This window comes from Amycolatopsis sp. N2S4-7, assembly GCF_058119595.1.
In genome coordinates this window covers 9269483-9294438 of record NZ_CP172299.1, presented here as the reverse complement: position 1 = coordinate 9294438, position 24956 = coordinate 9269483, and the positions used below count along the sequence as shown (strand labels likewise).

The 24956-nt window shown below is 71.9% G+C and carries 28 protein-coding genes and 1 pseudogene; 11 read left to right on the top strand and 18 right to left on the bottom strand.

The genetic code is table 11. The features are described from left to right. Positions 1-22 precede the first annotated feature (22 nt). Positions 23-499, top strand: a complete 477-nt coding sequence (locus ACH54P_RS43775; protein ID WP_489909184.1) for a MarR family winged helix-turn-helix transcriptional regulator — start codon at positions 23-25, stop codon at positions 497-499. Between the two features lie 13 nt (positions 500-512). On the opposite strand, the gene ACH54P_RS43770 is transcribed toward ACH54P_RS43775, so the two are convergent. The 4 genes from ACH54P_RS43770 to ACH54P_RS43755 form a co-directional block, all read right to left on the bottom strand. Beyond that, positions 513-1232, bottom strand: a complete 720-nt coding sequence (locus ACH54P_RS43770) for an alpha/beta fold hydrolase (protein WP_489909183.1) — start codon at positions 1230-1232, stop codon at positions 513-515. Positions 1233-1368: 136 nt separating this feature from the next. Then, positions 1369-1734 carry a DsrE family protein gene (locus ACH54P_RS43765; RefSeq protein ID WP_489909182.1) on the bottom strand — a complete coding sequence of 122 codons (366 nt, stop codon included), beginning with the start codon at positions 1732-1734 and terminating at the stop codon, positions 1369-1371. Between the two features lie 68 nt (positions 1735-1802). Continuing rightward, the gene (locus ACH54P_RS43760; protein WP_489909181.1) at positions 1803-2150 is read right to left on the bottom strand and encodes a hypothetical protein; all 348 of its coding nucleotides are present in this window, start codon (positions 2148-2150) and stop codon (positions 1803-1805) included. 184 nt (positions 2151-2334) lie between these two features. Beyond that, positions 2335-2973: a TetR/AcrR family transcriptional regulator gene (locus tag ACH54P_RS43755; protein ID WP_489909180.1), complete on the bottom strand. Its 639-nt coding sequence runs from the start codon at positions 2971-2973 to the stop codon at positions 2335-2337. Positions 2974-3058: 85 nt separating this feature from the next. Between ACH54P_RS43755 and ACH54P_RS43750 the strand changes: the two genes are divergently transcribed. Beyond that, complete coding sequence (locus tag ACH54P_RS43750) at positions 3059-3763, top strand: haloacid dehalogenase type II (RefSeq protein WP_489909179.1); 705 nt, start codon at positions 3059-3061, stop codon at positions 3761-3763. Positions 3764-3766: 3 nt separating this feature from the next. On the opposite strand, the gene ACH54P_RS43745 is transcribed toward ACH54P_RS43750, so the two are convergent. The 4 genes from ACH54P_RS43745 to ACH54P_RS43730 all read right to left on the bottom strand — a co-directional run bounded on the left by ACH54P_RS43745 (position 3767) and on the right by ACH54P_RS43730 (position 6555). Next, entirely contained in the window at positions 3767-3970 is a 204-nt protein-coding gene (locus ACH54P_RS43745; RefSeq protein ID WP_489909178.1) for a hypothetical protein, read from the bottom strand. 214 nt (positions 3971-4184) lie between these two features. Next, the gene (locus ACH54P_RS43740; RefSeq protein ID WP_489909177.1) at positions 4185-5039 is read right to left on the bottom strand and encodes an alpha/beta fold hydrolase; all 855 of its coding nucleotides are present in this window, start codon (positions 5037-5039) and stop codon (positions 4185-4187) included. A 16-nt stretch (positions 5040-5055) separates the two neighbouring features. Next, complete coding sequence (locus ACH54P_RS43735; RefSeq protein WP_489909176.1) at positions 5056-5907, bottom strand: alpha/beta fold hydrolase; 852 nt, start codon at positions 5905-5907, stop codon at positions 5056-5058. Between the two features lie 63 nt (positions 5908-5970). Next, a complete protein-coding gene (locus tag ACH54P_RS43730; RefSeq protein ID WP_489909175.1) occupies positions 5971-6555 on the bottom strand; it encodes a TetR/AcrR family transcriptional regulator in 585 nt (194 codons plus the stop codon). A 129-nt stretch (positions 6556-6684) separates the two neighbouring features. Between ACH54P_RS43730 and ACH54P_RS43725 the strand changes: the two genes are divergently transcribed. Continuing rightward, positions 6685-7701, top strand: a complete 1017-nt coding sequence (locus ACH54P_RS43725) for an NADP-dependent oxidoreductase (protein WP_489909174.1) — start codon at positions 6685-6687, stop codon at positions 7699-7701. Between the two features lie 120 nt (positions 7702-7821). Further along, on the top strand, positions 7822-7977 hold the full coding sequence (locus ACH54P_RS43720) for a hypothetical protein (protein ID WP_489909173.1): 156 nt from the start codon (positions 7822-7824) through the stop codon (positions 7975-7977). 1 nt (position 7978) lies between these two features. Here ACH54P_RS43720 and ACH54P_RS43715 read toward each other — a convergent pair whose 3' ends face one another. The 4 genes from ACH54P_RS43715 to ACH54P_RS43700 all read right to left on the bottom strand — a co-directional run bounded on the left by ACH54P_RS43715 (position 7979) and on the right by ACH54P_RS43700 (position 12864). Then, positions 7979-9535 carry a Na+/H+ antiporter gene (locus ACH54P_RS43715; protein WP_489909172.1) on the bottom strand — a complete coding sequence of 519 codons (1557 nt, stop codon included), beginning with the start codon at positions 9533-9535 and terminating at the stop codon, positions 7979-7981. 105 nt (positions 9536-9640) lie between these two features. After that, complete coding sequence (locus ACH54P_RS43710; protein ID WP_489909171.1) at positions 9641-10654, bottom strand: HEAT repeat domain-containing protein; 1014 nt, start codon at positions 10652-10654, stop codon at positions 9641-9643. Then, a complete protein-coding gene (locus ACH54P_RS43705; protein ID WP_489916972.1) occupies positions 10648-11313 on the bottom strand; it encodes a HEAT repeat domain-containing protein in 666 nt (221 codons plus the stop codon). The genes ACH54P_RS43710 and ACH54P_RS43705 overlap by 7 nt, the downstream gene beginning before the upstream one ends. Positions 11314-11337: 24 nt before the next feature. Next, positions 11338-12864, bottom strand: coding sequence for a hypothetical protein (locus ACH54P_RS43700; RefSeq protein ID WP_489909170.1), 1527 nt, complete (start codon positions 12862-12864; stop codon positions 11338-11340). Between the two features lie 98 nt (positions 12865-12962). Between ACH54P_RS43700 and ACH54P_RS43695 the strand changes: the two genes are divergently transcribed. Beyond that, positions 12963-13331 (top strand): STAS domain-containing protein, encoded by a 369-nt coding sequence (locus ACH54P_RS43695; protein WP_489909169.1) that lies wholly within the window; start codon positions 12963-12965, stop codon positions 13329-13331. On the opposite strand, the gene ACH54P_RS43690 is transcribed toward ACH54P_RS43695, so the two are convergent. Then, complete coding sequence (locus ACH54P_RS43690; protein ID WP_489909168.1) at positions 13328-13798, bottom strand: hypothetical protein; 471 nt, start codon at positions 13796-13798, stop codon at positions 13328-13330. The genes ACH54P_RS43695 and ACH54P_RS43690 overlap by 4 nt on opposite strands. Before the next feature lie 215 nt (positions 13799-14013). On the opposite strand from ACH54P_RS43690, the gene ACH54P_RS43685 reads away from it, so the two are divergent. The 4 genes and pseudogenes from ACH54P_RS43685 (at position 14014) to ACH54P_RS43670 (ending at position 17289) form a co-directional block, all read left to right on the top strand. Further along, the gene (locus ACH54P_RS43685) at positions 14014-15069 is read left to right on the top strand and encodes an FkbM family methyltransferase (protein WP_489909167.1); all 1056 of its coding nucleotides are present in this window, start codon (positions 14014-14016) and stop codon (positions 15067-15069) included. 10 nt (positions 15070-15079) lie between these two features. Beyond that, positions 15080-15481 (top strand): hypothetical protein, encoded by a 402-nt coding sequence (locus tag ACH54P_RS43680; protein WP_489909166.1) that lies wholly within the window; start codon positions 15080-15082, stop codon positions 15479-15481. Beyond that, a pseudogene (locus ACH54P_RS43675) lies at positions 15402-16156 on the top strand (8-oxoguanine DNA glycosylase OGG fold protein). The gene ACH54P_RS43680 and the pseudogene ACH54P_RS43675 overlap by 80 nt, the downstream one beginning before the upstream one ends. A 131-nt stretch (positions 16157-16287) precedes the next feature. Then, positions 16288-17289 carry a hypothetical protein gene (locus ACH54P_RS43670; RefSeq protein WP_489909165.1) on the top strand — a complete coding sequence of 334 codons (1002 nt, stop codon included), beginning with the start codon at positions 16288-16290 and terminating at the stop codon, positions 17287-17289. Here the strand turns inward: ACH54P_RS43670 and ACH54P_RS43665 are convergent. Next, on the bottom strand, positions 17286-18224 hold the full coding sequence (locus tag ACH54P_RS43665; RefSeq protein WP_489909164.1) for an SDR family NAD(P)-dependent oxidoreductase: 939 nt from the start codon (positions 18222-18224) through the stop codon (positions 17286-17288). The two genes, ACH54P_RS43670 and ACH54P_RS43665, sit on opposite strands and share 4 nt — an antisense overlap. A gap of 102 nt (positions 18225-18326) precedes the next feature. Between ACH54P_RS43665 and ACH54P_RS43660 the strand changes: the two genes are divergently transcribed. Beyond that, the gene (locus tag ACH54P_RS43660; RefSeq protein WP_489909163.1) at positions 18327-19172 is read left to right on the top strand and encodes a helix-turn-helix transcriptional regulator; all 846 of its coding nucleotides are present in this window, start codon (positions 18327-18329) and stop codon (positions 19170-19172) included. 44 nt (positions 19173-19216) lie between these two features. Here the strand turns inward: ACH54P_RS43660 and ACH54P_RS43655 are convergent, their stop codons facing one another. The 4 genes from ACH54P_RS43655 to ACH54P_RS43640 form a co-directional block, all read right to left on the bottom strand. After that, positions 19217-19342: a hypothetical protein gene (locus ACH54P_RS43655; protein ID WP_489909162.1), complete on the bottom strand. Its 126-nt coding sequence runs from the start codon at positions 19340-19342 to the stop codon at positions 19217-19219. A 59-nt stretch (positions 19343-19401) separates the two neighbouring features. Continuing rightward, entirely contained in the window at positions 19402-22086 is a 2685-nt protein-coding gene (locus tag ACH54P_RS43650; RefSeq protein WP_489909161.1) for a glycoside hydrolase family 9 protein, read from the bottom strand. A 265-nt stretch (positions 22087-22351) separates the two neighbouring features. Next, positions 22352-23560 carry a L,D-transpeptidase gene (locus ACH54P_RS43645; protein ID WP_489909160.1) on the bottom strand — a complete coding sequence of 403 codons (1209 nt, stop codon included), beginning with the start codon at positions 23558-23560 and terminating at the stop codon, positions 22352-22354. Positions 23561-23643: 83 nt separating this feature from the next. After that, the gene (locus tag ACH54P_RS43640; protein ID WP_489909159.1) at positions 23644-24138 is read right to left on the bottom strand and encodes a hypothetical protein; all 495 of its coding nucleotides are present in this window, start codon (positions 24136-24138) and stop codon (positions 23644-23646) included. A gap of 272 nt (positions 24139-24410) precedes the next feature. Here ACH54P_RS43640 and ACH54P_RS43635 point away from each other — a divergent pair, with 272 nt between their 5' ends. Then, complete coding sequence (locus ACH54P_RS43635; protein ID WP_489909158.1) at positions 24411-24809, top strand: hypothetical protein; 399 nt, start codon at positions 24411-24413, stop codon at positions 24807-24809. The last annotated feature ends 147 nt before the right edge of the window (positions 24810-24956 follow it).

The following is a 24956-nucleotide window of genomic DNA, read 5'->3' as shown; positions in this document are numbered from 1 at the left end:
GGGTTGCCGGTATCCTGGGGGCGTGTCAAGCGAGAAAACGCCGTCGGGCGCCCAGCTGGCCGACGCGCTCATGCGCACCACGCACGCGCTGCGGCGGTTCGCCGGGCAGCCCTACCAGCAGCGGGGCTGGTCGACGTCCCGGGTGCTGCTGATGCTCGCCGTCGACGAAGCGGGCACGCCGCGGATGGGCGAGCTCAAGGACCGGCTCGGCGTCACCGGCCGGTCGATCACGTCGCTCGTGGACGGCCTGGAGGACGAAGGGCTGCTGCGCCGGTGCGACGACCCCGGCGACCGCCGGTCCACCCGGCTCGAGATCACCGACAAGGGCCGGGAACACCTCGGCGAAATCAAGGAGCTGCACGACGCGCACGCCGAACTCACCTTCGGCATCCTCAGCGACGCCGAGCGCAGCAGCCTGGCCGACATCCTGGACCGGCTGCGCGACCACGTCGCGGGCCGGCTGCCCGCGCCCGGCAAGGCCGACACCGGGCCTTCCTGAAGCGGCCCGGTTTTCAGACGCCGCGCAGCACCGCGACGAATTCGTCGGGGCGGGTCAGGTATGCCTCGTGGTCCCCGGGGACCCCGATCGGCGAGACGCCGAGCCGGTCCGGGAACCGCGGGCACCACGCGTAGTCACCCGGCGGCATGGCCAGATCCGCTTCGCCGACCAGGTAGCTGACGGGCAGCCCGAGCGACGACAGCGCCGGCGCCTTCACGGCCTGTTCGAAGTAGCTCATGGGATGAGGAACGAGCAGGTCGTACACGAGCTTCTGCACGGGTTCCGGCGTCTCCTGGATGAACGCGCTCTCCCACACGGGATAAGGGAGCACGACCGAGTGGCCGGCCGACTCCCGGGCCAGCTGCCGGAACAACGCGGCGTGCCCGGGCGGCACGTCCTCCACGAGCGGGACGTCGTTCTCCGGCACGAAGGCGCTGTAGAAGACCACGCGGCGCAGCCGGTGTGGGATCCGGTGCGCCGCCCCGAAAACGGGGTAGCCGCCCCAGCTGTGCCCCACCAGGGTCACGTCGGTCAGGTCGTTGCGGTCCAGGAAGTCCACCAGGAAGTCGATCGTGTCGGCGAGCTCGTACCGGCGGCCGTCGTCACCCTCGGCGAGCCCCGGCAGGGTGAGGGCGAAAACCCGGTGCCCGGCGGCACGCAACCGCGCCGCGACCGGACGCCACGACCACGCGCCGTGCCACGCGCCCGGGACGAGAACGTACGTCTCCACCATGGAGCGACCACCTTTTCCTGCGGCTCGTCCGGCCGGCCCCGCGGACGTCGTCCCGGCCGGCGCGTCCCTCCGGGAGACGCGCCGACCGAACATAACCACGAGTTTAGTTACAGTCAAGCACTGTAACTAAACAGCGTCAGTAGCCGAACGCTGTCGCCGCTTCGCCGCCGATCCACTTCCACAGCGGCACGGTGCCGTTCAGTTCCGCGCCGGGGATGAGGTTCTCGGCGTCGAGGTGCTTGGCGTTGAAGCAGATCGGGCAGACGTAGTACCGCCCGCCCGCCGTCTCGTAGCGCTCGAGCAGGTCCGCCGGCGGCGGGCAGCCGTCGCACGCGGTGCCCACGGCGGTGCCCGGCGAGGACAGGCGGACCGCCTCCTTGGTCGGGAACATCAGCGTCTCGCGCCCGGTCTCGGCGGCCCCGACCGCGACGAGGAACGCGACGGTGACCTTCTCCGGGTCCTCGAGTCCCGTCGACAGACTGATGACGGCTTTGTTCGACATGGTCCGCTCCTTTCTGCACGTCTTCCGGACGCCGACGTTGGGAGCGGGCGGGGGCGGCGGCGGCGTCCTCAGTGACGAAGAGCCGCGAGCAGGAGGACCACGGCCCCCGGCGCCGCCCGCCACCCGGCGCGCCGGGTGGCCGCGACGGCCAGGGCACTGGCGGCGAGGAAGCACGCCGAGCCGAGGTACCCGAGCCGGTCGCCGGCCGCGAACACGGCTCCGACGACCGGCGTGACTCCGGCCTGGGCGTGCACCACCGTGCCCGCGGCGATCCCCGCGACGGCGTCGAGACCGCCGTAGAAGGCCGCGAACCCGAACGCGGCCAGCCGCCCGGGCCACCGGAGCCACGGCGGCGCCGGGGCGAGCAGCGCCCACTGCGCCACGGCGAGGAGGGGGAAGACGGGGAGCAGGACCACGTGCAGCGTGGCCCATCAGGACGCGGTGGCCGCGTCGAGCTGCCCGGGGTGCACCGCGCCGAATCCCGCGAGCAGCAGACCGGGCCCGGCGAAGAGGGCACCTCGCTGCCACCGCGACCAGAGCACCGGGCGCCCCTGGCCCGGGCACGCGGGCCGGGAGAGCAACGAACCCTTACGGCCGCCGTCACCGGGCGCGCACTTCGTCGAGCCCGTCGACGATGAGCCGCAGCCCGAAGGCGAACTCGTCCTCGAGCGAAACGGGCAGCCAGTCGGCGACCGCCGCGGTGGCGGCGTACCCGGCCGGGTTCACGTCCCGGAAGGTCGGCTCCTCGTCCGTGCCGGGACTCTCGAGCCGGATGGCGAAGCCGAGGACGTAGCGCGCCACCGTCGCGTAGGCCCGGGCCGCCAGGCTCGCCGGGAAGCCGTTGTCGAGCAGGACCGCGAGGCAGCGTTCCCGCAGGGCCATCGCGTTCGGGCCCACCGGGATCCGCTCGACCAGCAGGGGCGCCACGTTGCGGTGCCGGCTCAGCGCGTCGAACATGCCCTGCGCGGCGGCCTGGCAGGCCTGCCGCCACCCCATCGCCGCGAGGTCGTCGACGTCGAGTTCGACCTCGCCGAAGACGCGGTCGACGACATGGGCGACCAGGCCCGCCCGGTTGGCGAAGTGCCGGTAGAGCGTGGCCGTGCCGGAGTCCAGCCGCTGCGCCAGCGTCCGCATGGACAGCGCGTCGGCCCCTTCCTCGTCGACGATCCGGAGCGCTGCCGCGACGATCCGGTCGAGCGGGACCGGCGGTCGGCCGCGCGAGCGTCGGGCTGTGGTCACCGGCTCAGTATGGCCTCCCCCGGCCCGCAGTACGCTCGGCCCGGCCCCCTGGTCACCCACTTACCCCCGCGACGAGGAACCCGGCATGACCGACACCGATGCAGTGAAGATCCTCGCGTTCGACGTCTTCGGGACGGTGGTCGACTGGCACTCCGGCATCGCCGCCGCGGTCACGGCGGCCGGGTTGCCCGTCGACGCGGCGAAGTTCGCCAGCGCCTGGCGCGCCGGCTACGCCCCGGCGCTGCGGCGCGTCATCGGCGGCGAACTCGGCTGGACCAAGCTCGACAACCTGCACCGGATGATCCTCGACGACGTCCTCGCCGAGTTCGGCCTGCCCGGCGTGCCCGACGAGGAACGCCGCCGGCTCACCCTCGCCTGGCACCGGCTCGACCCGTGGCCCGACGCCGTCGATGCTCTTACCCGGCTCAAGGCCCGGTACGTCGTCTGCTCGCTGTCGAACGGCAACATCGCGCTGCTCACGCACATGGCCAAGCACGGCGGGCTGCCGTGGGACTGCGTCCTGTCCGCGGAGATCTTCCGGCACTACAAGCCCGAACCCGAGGTCTACCACGGCGTCGCGGCCGTCTTCGACGTGCCGGAGGCGGAGGTGATGCTGGTCGCCGCCCACCACGACAACCTCGCGGCCGCGCGGTCCTGCGGGCTGCGGACCGCCTACGTGGAACGGCCGCACGAGTTCGGCCGGGACGCCCCGAAGGACGTCTCACCCCGCCCGGGGAACACCCTGCACGCCCGCGACCTCGGCGAGCTGGCCACACAGCTCGGCTGCTGAGCCTCAGGGCAGCTGGGGGTAGCTCGCCGCGACACCCCCGGCCAGCGCGGCCTGCGCCTGGCGGGAGGCGTTGTCCCCCAGGATTTCGTAGGAACCGGCGGCGAGGCCGTCGACGGCGATCCGGGCGATGCCGGCGGGGTCGGACTTTTCCGAGACGACCTCGCGGACCATGTCGGTGTCCAGGTAGCCGACGTGCAGCCCGGTCACCGCCGTTGCCGCGATCTGGGGTGCGAAGGCCCTCGACAACCTCGTACGGCTCGGTGCAGGACTTCTTGTCCCTCATCCGGCCCCACCGGTACGACTCGACCGACCGGTACTCGTTCTCGACCAGGATTTGCCCCGGGCCGAGGCGGGCAACGCCACCTCGCGCAGCGCGAAGTCGGACGGCACCGGGCGAGCCTCCAGGCGAGTGCGTCCGGCCTCATCGCGCGAGGAATTCGAGGGTCTTCTCGACGAACTGCGCGTGGAACTGGAAGATGCCGCCGTGGCCGGCGTCGGGGTAGATCACCAGTTCGCTGTCCGGCAGGCGGCGGGCCAGGTCGTGCGTGTTCTTCGTCGGCACCATCCGGTCGTGGTCGCCGTTCGCGACCAGCACCGGCCGGCGGATCACCGACAGGTCGGACGGCTTTTCCAGGCCCCAGCGGTGGATGGCCTTGAGCTGGGCGAAGTAGGACGGCAGTGAAATCGGCTTGTCGCGGTTGTTCTTGCGTTCCTTCAAGCGCGCCAGGAACTCCTTGCCCGCCCGCTTGCCGTTCGAAGTCCGGGTGAAGAAGAGGAACTGCTTCGGGTCCTGCAGCGTCAGCAGCGCGCGGACGGTGTCGAGGGTCGCAATCTTCGTCACGTTCTTGATGCCCTCGCCACCGGCGGGGCCCGTGCCGGCGATGATCAGCTTGCGCACCAGGTCCGGGTCGGTCTGGACGATCACCTGCGCGATCATGCCGCCCATCGAGAAGCCGAGGAGGTCGACCTTGGCCAGGCCGAGCGCGCGGATGAACGTGACGGCGTCGGCCGCCATCGCCTGGATCGACTTCGGGGTGGTGCCGGTGGACGCGCCCACGCCGCGGTTGTCGAAGGTGATGACCCGGTGGTGCGCGGCGATGCCGTCGACGACGCGGGGGTCCCAGTTGTCGAGGACCGCCGCGAGGTGGGTCACGAAGACCACCGGGACGCCGGTCTTCGGGCCGAGCTCGCGGTAGGCGAAGTCGACGCCGCCGGCGGAGACCGTGCGGGTCGGTGCGTCCTGATAGGACGAAACGAAGTCTTGGTTGCTGGTCATGGCTTGTCCTTTTCGGTCACTTGCCGAGGAAGAGGTCGACCTGGGCGGCGAACTCGTCGATGTGCTGGAACAGGAAGGCGTGCCCGGCGTCGCTGTAGAGCACCAGCGTGGAGTCGGGGACGTGCTCGACCGCCTTGTAGGAGCCGAGGGCGGGGATCATCACGTCGTGGATCCCGTTGGCGTACAGGACCGGCTGGCCGATCGCCTGCAGCTGGGACTTCAGCTGGTCCCATTCCACGGCCAGGAGGCGCCCCACGGCGGCGAGCTGCCCCTGGGCGGCTTCCTCGGTCACGGCGGGACCGCCGCTTTCGAGGCGCTTGGCGACCTTCCCGAGGTGTTCGAGGCCCGAGGCGCGGGCCGGCTCGGTTTCCGGGTAGAAGAGGTAGAGCAGGTCTTCGGCGTCCGCGTCCGGCTTGGCCATGATGGACAGCACGCGCTCGCTCATCTCCGGCGTGCCGGGCGCGACACCCGGCCCGCTGCTGCCCGCGACGACGATCTTGCGCACGAGACCGGGCCGGCGGAGCGCGACGAGCTGCGCCACGATGCCGCCGAGCGACCAGCCGAGCAGATCGACCTGCGGCAGCCCGAGCGACTCGACGAACTCGATCGCGCCGTCGGCGAACCCTTCGGCGGTGTCCCGCGGCTCGCCGCCGGTGTACCCGATACCGACGTTGTCGAACAGGATCACGTCGCGGTCCGCGGCGAGCCGGTCGACGAACTCCGGGTCCCACCAGTCGATGGTGCCGCGGAAGCGCATGAGCAGGACCAGCGGCACGCCACCCCGCGGACCGGTGCGGCGGTAGGTGAACACCGCGGAGGGGCCGGCGGTGGTGTGGTTCTCGAGGGTGTCAGCCAGGTAGGTCGTCATGCTTTATATTATGACCATAATTCTATGAGCGATGCAAGGACCCGGGCTCGACCAGGTGGCGCCTCAGGCTTCGGGCGCGGCGTCCAGCACGGTCAGCGCGTTGCGGATCCCCTGCTCCAGGATGTCGTCGGACAGCTGCCGGTCAGCCAGGGCACGAGCCAGCTGCAGGGTGCCGACCATCAGGGCGTAGATGCCGAGCGTCTTGGTGCGCGCCGACTGCGGGTCTCGCGGCGCGAGGCGAGCGGCGATGTCGTCGATGACGGCCAGCACGCTGCCGGTGTAGCTCTCCTTCGTCGGATCCGTGCAGCGGCTGATCTCGTCGAGCAGCGCGGCGGACGGGCAGCCCTCTTCGGGGTTGTCGCGATGTTCGGGCGAGAGGTAGGTGCGCACCATCTGCTCGACGCCGTCACGGCCGGGCGGGAACGAGGTGAGCCACTCGCGCTGGCCGCGCAGCTGTTCGGAGACCGCGGTGGCGACCAGGTCTTCCTTGGATTCGAAGTGGGCGTAGAAGGCACCGTTGGTCAGGCCCGCGTCCTTCATGAGCGTGGCGACCCCGGAACCGTCGATCCCGTCACGCTTGAGCCGGCGACCGGCCGTCTCGATGATCCGCTGCCGCGTCGCCTGCTTGTGCTCTTTCGCGTACCGCACCACGCGCGCCTCCACTCACCGGACTGGTGCCCTCATGTTAGTACGATCATAATCTCAGCCCGGCCCCTGGCGTCCGGCTCGCTCGGGCCATATTGTAGTACGATCATAATCTCAAAGTAGGTGGCTGACATGAAGGCGTTTCTCGTCGATCGCTACGGGAAGAACGGCAACACCCTCCGGGCCGGCGACGCGCCCGAGCCCACCGTCGGCGAGCACGACGTGCTGGTCGAGGTGCACGCCGCGGGCGTCAACGCCCTGGATTCGAAGATCAGGAACGGGGAGTTCAAGCTGTTCCTCCCCTACCGCCCGCCGTTCGTGCTGGGGAACGACGTCGCCGGGGTGGTGACCCGCGTCGGAGCCCGCGTGCGCGAGTTCAAGCCCGGCGACGAGGTCTACGCGCGCCCGGGCAAGGACCGGATCGGCACCTTCGCGGAGTTCATCGCCGTCCACGAAGACGACCTGGCCCTCAAACCGAAGCGGCTCACGATGACGGAAGCCGCGTCGGTCCCGCTCGTCGGCCTGACCGCCTGGCAGGCGCTGATCGAACTCGCCCACGTGCGGAGGGGACAGAAGGTCTTCGTCCAGGCGGGTTCCGGCGGCGTGGGGACGTTCGCGATCCAGCTGGCGAAGCACCTCGGCGCGACCGTCGCCACGACCTCCTCGAACGCCGGGCTCGTCGAGCGCCTCGGCGCGGACGTCGTGATCGACTACCGCAAGGACGACTTCGAAGACGTCCTGCACGACTACGACGTGGTTCTGCACAGCCTGGACGACGAGGCCCTCAAGAAGTCCTTGCGGGTGCTGAAGCCCGGCGGCAGGCTGATCTCCATCTCGGGCCCGCCCGACCCGGACTTCGCCCGGGAAATGGGCAAGCCGTGTACCCTGCGCCCGGCGACGCGCGTCCTGAGCCACGGAATCCGCACGGCGGCCAGGCGCCGCCAGGTCGGCTATTCGTTCCTCTTCATGCGGGCCAGCGGGGCCCAGCTGCGCGAGATCACGTCCCTCATCGACGCGGGCGTCATCGAGCCGGTCGTGGACCGGGTTTTCCCCTTCGCGTCGACCAATGACGCCATGGCGTACCTCGACGAGGGGCACGCCAAGGGGAAGGTCGTGGTCGAGGTCCGCCCAGCGGAGGACGGCTCGTGACCGACTTGCCTCGCAGCCACCAGTCAGTGTTGCTGCTCAAAGAGGACCTGGAGGGGATCGTCCAGGTTCCTCACGCTGGTGATCGGCGACAAGCGGCGGTGGCGGCAGTACAAGGCGCGCGTGAAGCAGCTTCCGCCGCGCGGCACGGCGGTGCTGCTGACCACGCAGTACCCGGACGAGGCCGAGCAGCTCTGGATCGCCCCCGCCTGGTGCGCGGGACTCCTCGCCGTGGCCTTCGTCTTCGCGACGGCCGCGTACCGCCGCAAGATCTCCTAGCTCAGTCCTCGAGCCCGGTGTGCTCCAGGTCCAGCAGCCGCTGGATGCGCCGCCGCGTGCCGTCCGTGATCTCGCCCGCCTCGAACAGGCGCGTCAGTTCGGCCGTCTCGATGTCGATCAGCTCGCGCCGCAGGGCGCGGTAGTCGATCCCGCCCTCCGCGTCGCCGGACTCCTCCGCGCCGTCGCCGCGGATGCGGTCCAGGCGCGTCTGCCAGCTCGCCCGCAGCTGGTCGACGGCGAACGCCGGCACCGACTCGGTTTCGGCCAGGTGGTCGAGGTGGTCCAGCCCGGCCTCGGCGAGTTTCCGGCGCGCGGTGGCGTACTCCGTCCGCAGGTCGGCCGGGTCGAGCGCGATCCCGGCGCGGCGCACCAGCGGAGCCAGGGTGAAGCCCTGCACCACGAGGGTCAGCACGATCACCGCACTGGTCAGCAGCAGGACCAGGTCGCGGGCGGGCAGCTCGGATCCGTCCAAAGTGGCCACGGGCAGCGACAGCGCCGCTGCCAGTGGCACCACACCCCGCGCCCCCGCCCACGAGATGACCGCGGGCACCTGCCAGGAAAGCCGGCCGGCCTCGCGGCGTTGCCGCAACGCCGAGAGCACGAACACCAGCAGCAGCCGCGCCAGGACCAGCGTCGCCGCGATCGCCACCGCCTGCAGCAGCCACCACGCCCCGCCACCGGCCACCCGCCGCACCAGCTCGGGCAGCTGCAGCCCGATCAGGCCGAACACGACGCTCTCCAGCAGGAACACCACGGTCTGGTACACCGCGCCGACCTGCAGCCGGATCCGCGCCGTCGTCAGCCGTTCCGCCTGGGTCCCGAGGATCACGCTCGCCACGACCACCGCCGTCACGCCCGACCCGCCGACCGACTCCGCGACGACGTACCCCGCGTACGGCGTGACCAGGGAGATCACCGTCTCCAGCACCGGGTCCTCGGTGCGCCGCCGGATCACGAACGCGCCGAGCGCGGTCACCACCCCGACCGCCAGCCCGCCGCCGGCGAGCGCCGCGAACTCGCCCAGCGTCCGGCCCCACGACGCGGCTCCACCGGCGACGGCCAGGAACAACGCCACCCGGAACAGCAGCAGGCTCGTCGCGTCGTTGAACAGGCTTTCGGCCTGGATCAGCGCCTGCACCCGCGGCGGCAGCGCCAGCCGCCGCGCCAGCGCCGTCACCGCGACCGGGTCCGTGCTCGCCAGGATCGCGCCGAGGACGAACGCCATCCCGACCGGCAAGGGCGTCACCGCGACCGCCGTCCCGATCACGGCCGCCGCCGACAGCAGCACCAGCCCGACCGACAGCACCGCGACCGGCCGCCCGACGGCCCGCAGATCGCGCCACGGCAGCTCCTCCCCCGCCGCGAACAGCAGCGGCGGGAGCACGACCAGGCTGATCACGTCCGGGGTCACCTGCACGACGGGCACGCCGGGCAGCAGCCCCACGACGACCCCGACGACGACCAGCAGCGAGGGTGCCGGGACCCGCAGACGCCGCGCGAAGGTGGCCACCACGGTCGCCACGACCACGAGGAACAGTACGGTTTCGACGCCGCGCATGAGCCGGTCCTCCATCCCGATCCCGGATGCCGACCAGACTTCCCGGCGCGCCGCGGCCAGCCTACGCGAGCCACCCGTTCGGGGACATCCGGGAAGACGTCGGCTTCAGTCGCCGGGCCCCTCCTCGAGCACTCCCGCGAGCGCCGACGCGACGAGCGCGACGGCCGGATCGGCGTCGCCGGCCAGCCCCCGCAGGGCGTCGCGGGCAAGGGGTACCGGCAGCTCGGCCAGGGCCTGGACCAGGCGGATCCGCACCGCGGAGTCCGCGGTGGGGGCCGCGAGCTCGCCGGTGAGCGCGCGCATGATCGGGTCCGCGCGCCCGGGATCCCGGGCCAGCGTGCCCAGGACCTCGGCCGCCTCGACGTCGTTCGCGCCCTCGACCACCATCGTGACCAGGGTCGGCACGGCGGAGCTCGCGCCCCGGCCGCCCAAGGCCAGAGCCGCGAGCCGGCGCACGGCCGGATCCGCGTCGGCGAGGGCGTCCGCGAGCACCGCGACCGCCTCGTCGCCGGCGATCTCGGCGATCGCCCGGACCGCGCGCCGCCGGACGCCGGCGTCCGGGGACGACAGCCCCGGCGCCAGGCTCGCCACCCCGTCGCCGCCCGCCCGTGCGAGAGCCCACCGCAGGGCCCCGGCGACGTTCGGATCGGCCTCGGCGAGCACCGCCGTGGCCAGCAGTTCCGCGGGCACCGGCACGTCGTCGGCCGGGGCCAGGACGGCCTGCTGCCGCCGGGCGGCGCTGGGCGAGTTCAGGCCGTGCAGCAGCTCGACGATGCGCAGGACGCCCTCCCAGCCGGCGGGCGCCGACGCGTCGACCGCGCGAAGCCGCTCCAGCAGCTCCTGCTCCCGCTTCAGCCGCTCTTCGCTGCGCCGGACGAGGTCCCCGACCAGGGTGGACGGCGTGAACGCGGGATCCTCCAGCGCGCGGCCGATCTGGCGCAGCGACAACCCCAGCGACCGCAGGCCTTCCACGTGGAAGATCCGGCGGATGTCCTCTTCGGCGTACTCGCGGTAGCCGCCGACGGTGCGCCCGGTCGGCCGCACCAGCCCGAGGGCGTCGTAGTGCCGCAGCATCCGGCTGCTCACCCCCGAGCGGCGCGCCACCTCACCGATCAGCACCCGGTGCTCCCGGCCCGCTCCGGACCGAGCGCGGCGATCCGTTTCGCCGCGTCGACGGCCAGGTCGAACCCGGCGTCCGGGTCACGCAGGAGCCGTTCCGTGGCCCGGGCGTGCGCCCGCACCGCCGGGTTCCGACTCGCCAGCCCGGTCTCCAGGGCCGGCTCGGCCACGTCCGCGCCGAGGGCGACGAGCGCCCGGCTGAGACTCAGCTGCATCTCGCGGTCGCCGCGGCCGAGCTGGGTGGCCAGCTCGGCGGCCAGCCCGGCCCGCTCACCGGCGGGCACGAGGACGACCGCCGCGCGCCACGCGCTTCGCGCGACCTGGACGTCGGCGTCGCGCAGCAACGACGGCGTGATCGCGGGCCACGTCCGGCCGTCCCCGATCTTGGACAACGTGTGCAGCGCCTGGCTCCGGGCCTGCGCACGCCCGGACCGCAGCTCGGCGAGGAGCCGGGGCACCGTGATCTCCGCCGGCAGGCGCGTCAACGCCCAGGTGAGCATGTCGCGCACGAAGAAGTCCGGCTCGATCGCGCACCGCGCCACCAGCGCGTCGACGAGGCCGGGGTCGGCCTGCGTGCCGGCCGCCAGCGCCGCCCGCAGGCGCGTCGACGAGTTCCCGGCGCCCAGCGGATTTCGGTCTGTCGTGTTGATGAGGACCACCTCCGGCACCCAGTGAAGACCTTGTCACCGTGTCAAGGTCAAGGACGGGCGGCCGGCCCACCAACCGGCCGCGACGACCAGCGGCAGGCACGCCGCGGCCAGGAGCAGACCGAGGTCGACGGCGGGGCCGCGGTCCGGCGGGGAGCCCACCGTCCAGCCCAGCACGGGTCCGACGAACGCCAGGCCGGTCAGGACCGCGGCGGCGGCCACCACCGCCACGCGCGAGCAGCGCAGCACCTGCTGAGCCAGCGTGAGCCCGATCCCGGTGCCGACCAGGCACAGCGTGCTCACCAGCCAGAGCGGGGTCGACGTCCCGGCGTTCGCGGTCAAGAACGCCACCGCGCCGACGACCGGGAGGGCCAGCACGACGAGCAGGCCGAGCGGACGCAGCGCCGCGAGCCCGTAGCCGAGCCGGGCGCGAACGCGGCCGGCCGCCACCGACATCCCGATCAGCAGCGCGAGCAGGGTGAGCAGCCCGGCGTTGGTGATGTCGTCGCCGATCATCCGGCCGAACCCGGTGAGCGGCACCGGCCGGATGGCCAGCATGGTCGCGGGGACCACGACCGGCACGCGGCGCCAGGCGCCGTCGGCGCTGCGGACCGCCAGCCCTTCCACGCCGTTGGCCACGATCACCTCGTGCCCACCGGGGACGGCGCGGACCATGACATCCACACTGGCCACTTTGGACACCTGGTCCACCCCGCCGGGAAACGGGTGCTGGCGCAGGACGAAGGACCACCGGCCGGCGGGCACCTCCCAGCTGGTGTGCCAGGTCCGGCCGGCGTCGGTCGTCTCGTCGACGCCGAGCAGGCGCCCACCGCGCGGCGGCGTCTCGACCGGGTCGAGGTCGCCGCCACCGTGCACCCGGTAGCAGTGCGCGGCGGCGTCGGGCACGCAGGCTTCGGTCCGCGTCCGGCGCTCCGGGAGCGGCTCCCCCGGCAGCTGCGTCCAGTCGTCGACGCCCGACCGGGAGCCGTAGAGCAGCCCGTCCGCCTCGATCACCACCTGCACCCCGGTCTCGCCCTCGCCCGGGCTTCGCACGGAATCGACCGACGGGAGCGTGTTGGCGGGCGCCGACGTCGCGGTGATCGCCAGCACCGCGAACGGCCCCGCGACCATCACCCGCAGCCGGAGCGCGCGGCCGGCCGGCAGGGGCGGGGCCGCCGCCACCCGGCGCCAGACCCACCAGGCGAGGCCCAGCGCGGGCAGCGCGACCAGGTCGCTCGGATCGGCCAGGACGACCGACGGCCCGTTGGCCACCGACCACGGCGCCGAGGCGACCCCGGCGCCCGCGGAGGTCAGCTTGACCAGCGCGAACCCGGCACCGGTCACCAGCACCGCCGCCGCGGCGCCGACCCGCTCGGTGAGGAACAGGCCGAACAGCAGCCCGAGCACCGGCGGCGCCACGACCAGCCCGGCGACGTCGCTGAGCTTGCCGGTGACGAGGCCCGGCCACGCCTGCTTGAGGACGTGGTCGTTGAGCAGCAGGACCGCCGTCGCGGTGATGGTCAGCGGATGCGCCGGCCAGCGCAGGTGAGCCCCAGTTCGCACCTGGTACAGCCTGGGGTGCGGTGATCACGGCCGCGACACGTCTCAGCCCCGGATCAGCGCGGTCCGCCTCGGCGTCGAGCCGTTCCTATAGTGATCCGGTGACTTCCTCCGGCTCCCACGACATCGCGATCACGGTCCGCCAGGACGACGAGACCTGCGTGATCACCGTGACCGGGGAGGTGGACATGGCCACCGGCCCCATCCTGACCCGCAGCATCGAGGCGGTACTGGCCGAGCAGCCGGGCGCGGTCATCGCCGACCTCGGCGGCGTCACGTTCCTCTCCAGCGTCGGGATCACCGCGCTGGCGATGCTCGTCATCGACGCCCGGGCGGCCGGAATCCCGTGCTGCCTGGTCGCCGCCGGCCGCGCGGTGCTGCGTCCGCTGGAACTGACCGGCGTGGCGCCGAACCTGGTCATCCACCCGGACGTCGGCACCGCCCAGGCCTGGCTGCGAGACCTGCGTTAAAGCTCGTCGATGCCGAAATGGCGGACGAACGCGTCGACGAACTTCTGGGATTGGGCGGCCATCTGCCGGCTTTGGCGACGCGCGAAGCTCGCGAACTCCGCCAAGGCGTCGATCGCCGCCGGTTCGGGGCCGGCCAGCGCGAGTGCGACCGCCAGGTGCCCGCTCTGGGCCTGGTAGCGGTTCGGTACCCGCTCAAGCCGTCGGATGATGTCCTCGAGGGTCGGCAGCGAGCGGAAGAACGGCATCGCGTACGTCGTGATGTCGGCGAGGAGCACTTCGACCGCCGCGGTTTCCCCGACCAGCCAACGCTCATAGGGCGCATTGGCTATCCCGTCCTCGTAGAGGATGTCGGCCAGGCCGCGGCCGAACGAGGCGCCCAGCGGGGTTCCCGGCGGGCGGCCTTTGAACCGGGCCACCAGCCGGCTCGCTTCCCGGTGTTGCACCCCGAGTGCCGAGGAGAAGGCCACGCCGTAATCCCGCGAGCCGGGGTTCAGGCCGATCTGGAAGGCGACTTCGTCGTTTTCCGACAGGACGAACGCGGGTTCGTCGAAGTCGGCCTGCTTCCAGCCCTGGCTCCGGAGCCCGCGGGCGACCGCCTCTGCTTCCCAGCGTGAGACACCGCATGTTCCCCCGCGGCGGTTGATCTAGGCTCGGGTCCTCGGTTTCCCGTCTTGGAGGTTGCGTGGAGCGGCTGGTTCCCGACGTCACGGGGTTCGACGCGGCGCTCGCCGGCCGGATGCTGGCCACGGCCGGGTGCCCGGACGCGGACGGCATCCCCAAGGTCGAGCACGCCGGCGAAAGCCGGGACCACGAAGGCGGCCGGGTGCAGGTCATGCACAACGGCCTGCTCGTCGAGGAAGGCGGCTACTACGGCGCCTGGATGACCGAGGCGATCCGCGCCCTGCGGGGCCACCACGAACCGCAGGAAGAGCTTGTCTTCCACCGCATCGTGGAGCGGCTGGCCGCCGAGGGCGGCGAACCCGTCATGATCGAATTCGGCAGCTTCTGGACGTACTACGGCCTGTGGTTCTGCCACGCCATCCCGGCCGGCCGCGTCGTCGCGCTCGAGCCGGACCCCGCCTACCTCGAGGTCGGCCGCCGCAACGCCGCCCTCAACGGCTACGGCGACCGCGTCCGGTTCGTCCAGGCGGCGATCGGCGACCGCCCCGGCGCACCGACGGACTTCCAGGCCGAGAGCGACGGCCGGACGTACCCGCTCCCCCAGCACGACCTGGCGTCCCTGATGAGCGAGACAGGCCTGTCCCGGGCGGACCTGGTCCTGGCCGACGTCCAAGGCGCCGAGACGATCCTGATCGAGCGAGCCCGCGGCGACTTCGAAGCCGCCCGGGTGCGGTTCCTGGTCGTTTCGACCCACCACCACTCCATCTCCGGCGACCCGCTCACCCACCAGGAGGCCCTCCAGCGCCTCCTGGACGCCGGCGCCCAGGTCATCGCCGAACACACAGTCGGCGAATCCGTCAGCGGCGACGGCCTGATCGCGGTCTCGTTCGATGCGCGAGACAAGGACTTCACGGTTCCGGTCAGCCACGCCCGCTACCGTGAGTCGTTGTTCGGCGAAGTGGAATACGACCTCGCTGCCGCGTTGTCGAGGGCTGCGCGGCTGGAGCAGGAGCTGGCTCGCGCCACGGCCGAACTCGACGCCGTCCACGCCACGAAACTCTGGCGTTGGGCCAAGAAGCCGCGCGAAATCTACGCCCGTCTCACCGGCCGCGCCTGACGGCGGCCGCGTGAGTTCGATCATCGAGTTCTTCGTCGCACCGGACGACACCGCCGCGATCGGCGTCGCGAACAGCCGCTTCGAGTCGGCGACCTACGGCAACTTCGACGTCTGGTCCACGCTCGTGGAGTGGGAAGGCATTCTGACGAGCCACGACTCGAGCGGCCCGAACACCATTGCCGGCGGCGGCGGTTCCCCGATCGTCCTGGCCGCACCGCACGATCTCACAACGGCGTTGGCCGACGCTGACGACCACGTGCTCAGCACGACCGCCGAGCGGTGGGTCGAGCTGCGAGAAGAGGAGGGGGAAACCATCGACGCCGAACTCGCCCATGAGCTCATCAGAGAGGTGGCGTCCCTCGCCGTCGGCGCAGTACGAACCGGAAAGTCCCTGTACTGCTGGATCTGTTGACGTCCGCTTTCCGGTCGTGGCCGCCCGGCGGGGCCGGTCCGGCCGGAAACCGCATGGTGCGCTTCCCAAACCGGAGCGATCCCGGTCGACGTGGGCAGCCGGACTCCCTCCGGGCGCCTGTCCGGCGGGCTTCGCCGCGAGCGGGCACGTCTGGCGCCATAATGTCTTCGCCCTCGCCGAGCGCTGGCGCGCGCGGGAGGTTTCGAGCGTGCAGTTCGCGGCAGGCGTGCTCGCCTGGGGCACGGGATCCGCGGGTACGGGCCGTTCCGGACCGGCCGCGTCCTCGCCCGGGAGCAGGCCGGCGAGCGGCTGGAAGCCGCGCTCGGCGGACTGCGGCCGCACGCCGTCACCCCGGCCGTGCTCGAGGACTGCTACGAGCGGTTCACGACCACTGCGAAGCTCACCGGTCTCGGAGCGGCCTTCTTCACAAGAGTTGCTTTACTTCGCCGTCTATCGCCGGGGCGAAGGAGGGATTCAGCAGTTGATCCTGGACCGGGTCGTGGCGGGCAGGCTGCCCCGTCGGCAGGACCGGCCGGGAAGTACCGGACGGCGTGGTGGACCGGCACCTGGCTGGCCTACCTTCGCTGGGCGGCGGACCAAGCCGCCCGTCCCGGGTTCGGTGACGAACCGGACCGCGTCGAGATGGCGCTCTTCCCCGGCTCTTGCACACCCTGACGTCCGCTTTCCTGCCCCGCTCCCGCTGAAGAGGGAGGAAGCCCGTCCTGGCGGGGGAAGTGCCGCCGCACCCGGGACGTCAGGGTTGCCCTATGGATACCACTGATCCTCCGACCGGGACGCGGCTTCCCGTGACCGCAGCTGCCGCGGCGAGCTTTGCCTTGAGCGCGCTGGGTTTGTACTGGCTGGTGGCGGACGTACCGAATCCGCTGGACCGGCCCGACCGGAAATTCAGCTCGGCCCTGGCGGCCTACCCGGACGGCTGGGCCAACGGGATCTTCGCCACCTGCGCGGTCATCGCGCTGGCCGGGGCGCTGTGGCTTCTGACAACACGCCGGGCAGCGGCCGCGGCGCCGTGGGTGGCCGGCGCGTCGATCATCGCCTTGCTGTTGCTGATGGACGGCTCCAACCTGATCCTCGCCGGCTACCTCCCGGCCATCGTGATCGGTTCGGTCCTGGGTTTCGACGAGGTGAACCCGTCGGTCCTGCTGTCCCCGGGCCTGGCGCTCCAGGTGACTCTCCTGGTCACCGTGGCCGCGTTCGGTGCGGTCATCGCCGGGCGGCTGCGCCGCGGGCTCGGCGGCACCGGACCGACGGCGACAGAGGCCGATCGGGAGCGGCGGCTCGCCCGGGCGAAGGCGCGGACCCGGTTCTGGACGAAGATCGCGATCGAAGCACCGGTGCTCTATGCGCTCACCCGCGTGCTGATGTTCTTCTGCGTGCCGGGATTCGACATGTTCGGCTTCGGCGAACCGATCCTGTGGGCGGGTCTCGGGCTGGCCGTGTCGGCCGCCGCGGGCGCCTGGCTCACCAGCGGGCTGATCCGGCCCTGGGGTGAGACCTTCCCCCGCTGGATCCCGGTGCTGCGCGGCAGACGCGTCCCCATCCGGCTGGCGGTGGTGCCCGGCCTGGTGGTCGCGGTGATGGTGGCGACCACCGCCAAGGACCTCCTGCTGACGTTCGCCACGACCGACTCGGCCCTCGCCGCCGTGACCGACTGGCCGCTGGTCACGCTGCCGATGCTGCTGTGGCCGTTGTGGGCCTTCGCGTTGGCGATGGCCGCGGCCACCTACGGCATCCGCCGGCGGCTGAGCGAAGCAGAACCGACCTCGATCACCCGCGGCACTGGTTAACGCGACGCGCCCGCACGTTCCAACAGCTCGATGGTCGCCTCCCACAGGCGCCGCTCGCGATCGCGGTCGTGGGCGACCGGCCGGACCTCCACCGCCTTGGTCTTGACCACGAACGCGCCGTCACGCAGGTGTGCCCACTTGTCGTCGAGCGCCAGCGCGGCCAGCAGCGGCCCCGAGCGCCGCGGCGTCGACACGCCCGGAATCCGGCCCACGGCGCGGCTGACCGCCTGGAGTGCCGCGGGTGCGCCGCGGCCCAGCGCGGTGCCGGGCATCCAGCCCGGTTCGAACACCGATACGCCGATCCCGGTGCCGGCCCGGCGCTGCAGCTCGTGGGCGTAGTACAGGATCGCCAGCTTGGCGTTGGAATACGCGACACCGGAGGCGGACATCCCCGGCACTTGCTCACCGGCGGCCGGGCGCGCCAGCAACACGGGATCGGCCCACTCGGCCTCGGGCACGTGCAGCAGCTTGCGCCAGAAGTTGGCGTAATAGGTGTTCGATCCGACCAGCACGACCCGCGCCGGGGCGGTGAAGGAGCCGAGCAGGTCTCCGATCAGCTGGGCGTGAGCCAGGTAGTTGACGGCGAAGGTCAGCTCGTAGCCGTCCGGCGAGGCCTGCCGGGTGTCGACCGACATGGTGCCGGCGTTGGCGACCAGCGCTCGCAGCGGCCGGACGACGCCGTCGGCGAGCAGGCCGCGCGCGGTGGCCGCGGCGGCACGGACGTCGGCCACGCTCGCCAGGTCGCAGCCGATCTCGTGGACGCGCGCGCCGAGGGCACGGGCCTCCTCGGCGACCGCGGTCAGGTCGCGGCCGGCGCGGCCGACGAGCAGCAGGTCGGGTCGCTCCCCCTCGGGGCGGTCGGCCATGGCCAGCACGGCGTGGCGGCCCAGGTTGCGCGTCGGGCCGGTGATCAGCACGGTTCCGGATTCGGTCATGGCCCCAGCCTGCGGGAACGGCGGGCCGGCAGGCAGTCGTCCGGTTTTCGTAGGACTGCCAGGGCCAGGACAGTCCCTGCGGACCCGGGCAGACTGGACAGCGTGGAAGCGTGGGAGTTCGGCCGGACGGTACGCCGCTGGCGCGACCGGATGACACCCGAGACCGTCGGCGTGCCGGTGGGCCGCCGACGCCGGGCCGACGGGTTGCGCCGCGAAGAGCTGGCCGCGCTCGCCGGCATCTCGGCCGACTACCTGACCCGCCTCGAGCAAGGACGCGCGACCGCCCCGTCGGCTCAAGTGGTGGAGTCGCTGGCGCGCGCACTGCGTCTGTCCGACCCCGAACGAGAACTGCTCTACCGGCTGGCCGGGCACGCCGCGCCAGGCCCGGACGTCGTGTCGTCACGGGTGCCCCCGAGCGTGCAACGGCTGCTCGACCGGCTCTCGCACACCCCGGTGGTCGTCTACGACGCCAGCTGGACGCTGGTGCTGGCCAACGCCCCCTACGACGCGCTCATGGGCGACACGACCACCTGGCGCGGCCTGGACCGCAACGCCGTCTGGCGCAACGTCGCCCGCCTGCCCTCACGGGTCGTGCACACCCCGCGGGAACAGGCCGAACACGAAGCCCGCCTCGTGGCCGATCTGCGCCTGACGGCGTCGCGCTACCCCGCCGACCGTGCGCTGCGGCGCCTGATCGCCGACCTGACCTCCGGCAGCCCGCGCTTCGCCGAGCTCTGGGACGCCGAGGCACCGCCGCCCCCGGCGGACCCATCCCGACGCAAGACCGTCGACCACCCGGCGGTCGGCCGGATCACCTTGGACTGCGACACCCTGCTCGTAACGCTGGACGACCTGCGCATCACGGTTTACACCGCCCAGCCCGGCACCGAAGACGCCGACCGCCTGGCCCTCGCCGTCGTCTGCGGCACTCAGTCGCTGCAGTTCTGAGACCAGGGTTCGGAAGCAGCCTGCCTGCGCACGTCCGGCGCCGTTCAGTAGCGCAGTTCGGCCGGCACCCCGGAGTGGTCGGAGGGCACCGTGGTGCGGGCTGCCGCGGTGCCGACGAGCTCCGCCGCTCGCTCGCGATCGGGTGCCGACCACGCCTCCTGGAGCGCCACGACGTCCCGAGCGTGCTCGCCGAGGATCGCGGAGATCCTGGCCTGCCGTTGTTCCCGCGTCAGGGCTCGGTGCCCCAGGCGAGGGCGCCGGACTGGTAGGCGGTGGCGGTGGCGAGGTCGGTGAACGACGCCGCCGCGCGGTAGCTGTAGTCGTCGGCCTGGTTGAAGGCGGACCAGTCGGCCTTGGCGATCCGCACCTGGATCTCGCCGGTGCCCGCGCCGGCGGCGAGGGTGCCGCCGGCGAGGCTGACCTCGACGTATGCGTCCGCACCCGGACGCGGCGCGCTGAGCTTCACCACGCGCAGGGTGACGTTCCCGCAGCCGAGAACCGCGTAGTCGCACCAGACCTGGTAGCCCGGGTTGGTCGCGTCGCCGGTGAACCAGTAGCGCGCGGTGACGCTGTTCAGGGCGGTGGCCGTGGTGCCCCGGTTGACGATCTGGAGGCTGGTGCGGATCTGGTTGCCGACAGCGGTGCTGTCGCCGTGCTGCTGCACGGCGAGCGAGCCGGTGCCGGTGTTTCCGCCGGTCGTGGTGGTGACCGAGACCGGGCTACTGGCCGCCGACTGGTTGCCGGCGGCGTCCCGGGCGCGGACCGAGAACGTGTACGCGGTGCCGGGAGTGAGGCCGGTGACCTGGTAGCTGGTGCTCGTGGTGGCGCCCACCACCGCGCCGGCCGAGTTCAGCACGTCGTACCCGGCGACGCCGACGTCGTCGGTGGCGGCGGTCCAGGTGAGGCCGACGCCGGTGCTGCCGGGCGTGGCGGTGACCCCCGTGGGCGCGGCGGGCGGGGTCGTATCCTCTGTGGACTGTCCGGGCGTGCTCCCCCACACCACCGCGGAGCCTTGCGCGAGCACCAGCTGCGGGTTGTTCACCGGCGCGGTTCCGCTGGGTGCGAGGCCGGTGTGCGACCAGTCGTTGCCGGGGTTCCAGGTCCCGCTGCTGGTGATCCGGAACTGCACCTCCTTGCGGTAGCGCGACTGACCGCCGGGGGCGACGCCGCCGGAGCACGGCACGTCGACGTAGTACACCGAGCCGGAGAACTGGTGCACCGTCGGCGCATCGCACTGGTTGTACGCGGAGGTGACCGAGATCTGGCCGGGCGTGGTGGCGCCGTCGAGGGTGAAGTAGTAGCGCAGCGAACCGGTGAACGTGCGCGCCGGCCACGCCGACTTGTTGAGCACGTACGCCTTGACCTCGGTGAACGTGCCGCCGTCGGGCTGGTTGAGCGCACCCTGCGCCAGGATCTCCGGGCCGTCCGGGGTTTCCTTCGGCGGGAAGTTCGCCTGCGGTGCGCCGCCGTACTCGGCGTACAGCCGGGCCAGCGCGCCGGTGAAGCCGGCGTTGTAGTCGAGCGCCACCTCGTTCATGGTGTAGTTGCTGCGGTCGTCGGTGTACGCGTCGTTGGCCGAGCTGGGGCCGCCGACGAGGGCGCCGTACAGGGTGTGCCGGCTCGTCACCGGGTCCGTGATGCTGTCGGCCCAGGAGCCGTGCGCGGTGCGGTGGTGCGGGTTGCGGGGCGGGTTGACGCCGAACCCGACCTCGTAGCTCGCGCCGCGCGGGTTGTCCCCGAGCGCGTAGTCGATCTGCCGCACGGCAAAGTCGTGGTACGTGGTGGCGCGGGCGGGGTCGGCGGTCCGGAGCCAGTCCGAGTAGGCGAGGGCGACGAACGCGGTGTTGGCGGCGTACCGCAGCGAGCCCCACTGGTCGAGCACGGCCTGGCCGCCCGGGGAGTAGGGCACGCGCTGGCCGTTGACGCCGGTGGTCCACCAGTCCAGCCAGCGGTTGGCGTCGGCGACGTACTCGGGATCGCCGGTGAGCTGGGCGAGCAGGACGTACGCGCCGTAGGACTTGTCGTCCCAGGCCAGCGTCCAGCGGTAGGAGCGGGTGGAGGTCTGCGGCTCGGTGGCCAGCTTCCCGTACTCGGCGCGCGCCTTGGTCAGGTAGCCGGCGTCGCCGGTGGCCTTGTAGAGCCAGATCGCGCCCCACACCAGCTCGTCCTGGTAGCCGCTCCAGGACTTGTAGAAGTTCTGGGCGTCGGTGATGCAGTTGGAGTAGGCGCCCCGGTAGTTGTCCGCGAACGAGTAGAGCTGCTTGGCGTGGGTGAGCAGAGTAGCCGCGTAGGCGGGGTCGTCGGCCCGGAAGACCAGTGAGCCGGCGGCCAGCTGCGCGGCGCCTTCGCCGGCGAGATCGGAGCCGGGGCAGGAGGGGTCGACGCGGTAGGCGGGGCGGGCCATGGTCATGGTTTCGGCGGGACCCCACCACTTGTGGTCGTCGTCGCCCTTGCCGACCTGGCCGTAGAGCACGTTGGGCTGGGGGTGGGCCTTGATCAGCCAGTCGTTGCCCCAGCGCAGGTTCGAGAGCAGGTACGGCCACTGCCCGGAGTCCTGGTAGGCGGCGCGGTTCTCCAGCGCGCCCCAGGCCAGCATGCTCATGCTGAATTCGAAGGGCAGGCCGAACTTCACGTGGTCGCCGGCGTCGTAGAACCCACCGGTCAGATCCAGGCCGACGTCCGAGCCGTCACCGAGAGCGGACGGGCCGCGCCAGGAGACCCGGTTGCCGGGGGGCAGCGCGCCGGAGCGCTGCGCGTCGTAGAACCAGATCGCCTTCTGGAGGGCCTCGCCGTAGGCGAACTTGCCGCCGGCGGCGCGGGCGGCCGGGGACAGGCCGGGCACCACCGCGGCCAAGCCGAGCACGAGGAGCGCCACGAGCGCCCGGGACAGCCACTTCAACGTCGAAGCGTGCACTCCGCCTCCTCGGTTCTGGGAGCGCTTCCGGATCGACGGTAAGGACCCGTACCCGGTCTGTAAAGCGTCACCGCTCCGGATAGGCGATTCGGGGGTGCAGCACGGGACTGTCCGGCGTAATCCGCGTTGTCGACCGGGCCGTATCGGGAGGACTTCAGGCGCCGGACGCTGGGAGCGTTCCCAGATTTTGGGGTCGAACAGCGGCCTGGGAAGTCCTTTGTGTACTCGACGTCGAGGACTTCGCCCCCGCTCACCGTGCCGGGGTTCAGCCGTGCAGGGCGCTGCCGGCCTGCCAGGCGCTCCAGCTGATGGCCCAGTCACCGTGGCCGTTGTTGATCGACAGCTGCGGCCCGCCCGAGTTGGTGACCTCGACGACGTCGCCGACGTTGAAGGTGTCGAAGAACCACTTGGCGTTCTCGGTGTTCATGTTGAGGCAGCCGTTGGAGACGTTGTCACTGCCCTGCACGCCGACCGTCTTCAGGTTCTCGTGCAGGTATTCGCCGTCGTTGGAGATCCGGACGTTCCAGTTCTCCGGTGCCTTGTAGTAGCCGGGGTCGCCCTCGCACACGCCGTAGCTGCAGGAGTCCATGATCTTGTGGTCCTCCTTCCCCAGCACGGTGTGCGTGCCGTTGAAGGTCGGCGTCGCGCCCCGCGGCGGGGTGTCGGCGGTCTTGCCCATGCTGGTCGGCGCGGTCTTCACCAGCTGCCCGTTGTGGTACGCCTTGATCTGGTGCGTCTTGCCGTCCGCCTTGGCGATCCACGAGTCGTGCACCTTGTAGGTGGCGGAGACGTCCTGACCGCCGTACAGGCCGCCCCCGATCGGCATGCCGAAGGTCGTGGTCTCGAGCTTCACGGTCGAGCCGGCCTTCCAGTAGTCCTTGGGCCGGAAGTGCACTTCGCGCTTGCCCACCCAGTACCAGCCGCCGCCCTGGGCGGGCGAGGACGTCACCTTGAAGGACTTCTCCACCGCGGCCTTGTCGGTGATGTCGTGGTCGAACTTCAGGCCGATGATCAGGCCGACCCCGAAATCGCCCGACGCCGCCTGGAAGAGCGAAGGACTGGCGACCCCGGCCGGCTTGAGGGTGTGTACTTCCCCGCGCTGCTCGGTCGCCGCGCCCGCCTGGTTCACCGCGGTGGCGACAACCTGGTAGGTGGCCGCGTACCGGAGGTGATCGTTGCTGGTCCACGTCGTCTTGTCCGCCGAGAGGTCGCCCTTGACGGCGTTGCCGGTCTGCGGGTTCGTGACCGTGACCGCCTGCAACGTGCCACCCGACGCCTTGACGACGATCGGGTCCTTCGGGCTCAACTGGTCCCCGCCCTCGAACGCCACCGTCGCGGCCGGCACCCCGGGCACGTTCGTCGTCCCGGCTGCTCCGGCCAGTCCGACCGCTTGCGCGGCGCCCGCGGTCTCGGTCTGTCCACTACAGGCGGTCAGCAGCAGGGCCACCAGGCCGAGCCCGGCGATGGGGATCATTCTCACGACACCAAGACGCGCCACCCCCACCCCAAGTTGTGTCACGATCCGATCTCGTGCGGCGACCACGCAGCGGGACGCCCTCAGGCCGCTGGGCGAGTCACGCTCGGGACCGCACCGGTGGCCGACACCACGAGCGTGATCGGCCAGCGAACCTCCGCGGGCTCGTCCCACGTTCGATGGCGCGAAACGATGTCCAGCTGCTCGTCCGTCAACCGCCCGCCGGTGGCGAGGCAGCACCGCACCACCGACCGCACCTCGGGCGTCGCCGAGTCCGGCAGGTCCCGCTCCCACAGCTTGAGCGCGTGCAGCGCCGCCCGGCGCGACACGGCCGGGTTCGACGCGTACCAGTGCCCGCCCGAGCTGCCCGGCGGCGGACCGACGGAGGGCACCCGCCGGCCGAGCCGCTTCTGGCTCACGCGCGAGCCGACGTACGAGGCGACCTCCTCACGCCACACCGCGCGACTGGCCTCCAACGCCTCCAGCGCCCGCACCAGAGCCGATTCGTGGTGCTGGTACGGCCCGGCCAGCTCTTCGAGGAAGCTCAACGTCGCCCGGTGACCGATCGGGTGGTACAAGCCAACACACGAACACAACGCCGCGACCCGCCGGCCGTGCGCCAGCCGCCTGTCACGCACTCTGCGTGCCCGCTCGGTGAATCCCATCGGCCGACAGTACCGATCACAACGCTCCTCCAGCGTGGACTCGAACCAAAACCCTCCGGTTTCTTGTTTCGAGCCGGTGTCAGTCCACCTCGTGTGCGCCGCGGTGAGGCCGAGCGCCCTGCTGCTCACGGAAGAGACTCCTGCGCGACGGCCTGCTGAAGGTCGCCGCCGACGGCCCGCCCGGGTTGATCGCCGACGTCGACGGGCCGCCGATCGGCGAACTGTCCCCGGCGGCCGTGCTCCCCCTGGTCGCGCGCCGGATCGGCAACTGGCCCGGCATTCCGTTCTCCCTGGTCGCCCGGCAGCCCGCCCACCTGGACACGTCCCACCGCTACGGCCTCGACCGGTTCGTCGCCGTGCACGCCGACGTGGAGGCAGCCGAAGGGCAGCAGCAGATCCCGATCCGCCGCTGGGCCGAACGGGTGTTCCCCCGCGCGACCAAGCTCGCTCGCGCGTTTCTTCGGGAACTCGCGACGGACTGGGAGGTACCCGAGGTGGTCTACGACGGAACCCTGATCGTCGGCGGCGCGAACGGAGTCGCCGCGGGTGACGTCGCCGGCGACGGCTGGCAGGTCTTCGCCTGAGCCATCCGCCCGCGCTGCTGGGGACGGCGTGACTGGCGGCGAGGAGCTTGCCCGGCAGGATTGGCACAGCCGTCTGCGCGGGGAACGGCGGCGAACCGCGACGCGCGTCCACCTGATGCGGCTCCTGGTCAACGCTCCTCAGGCCCG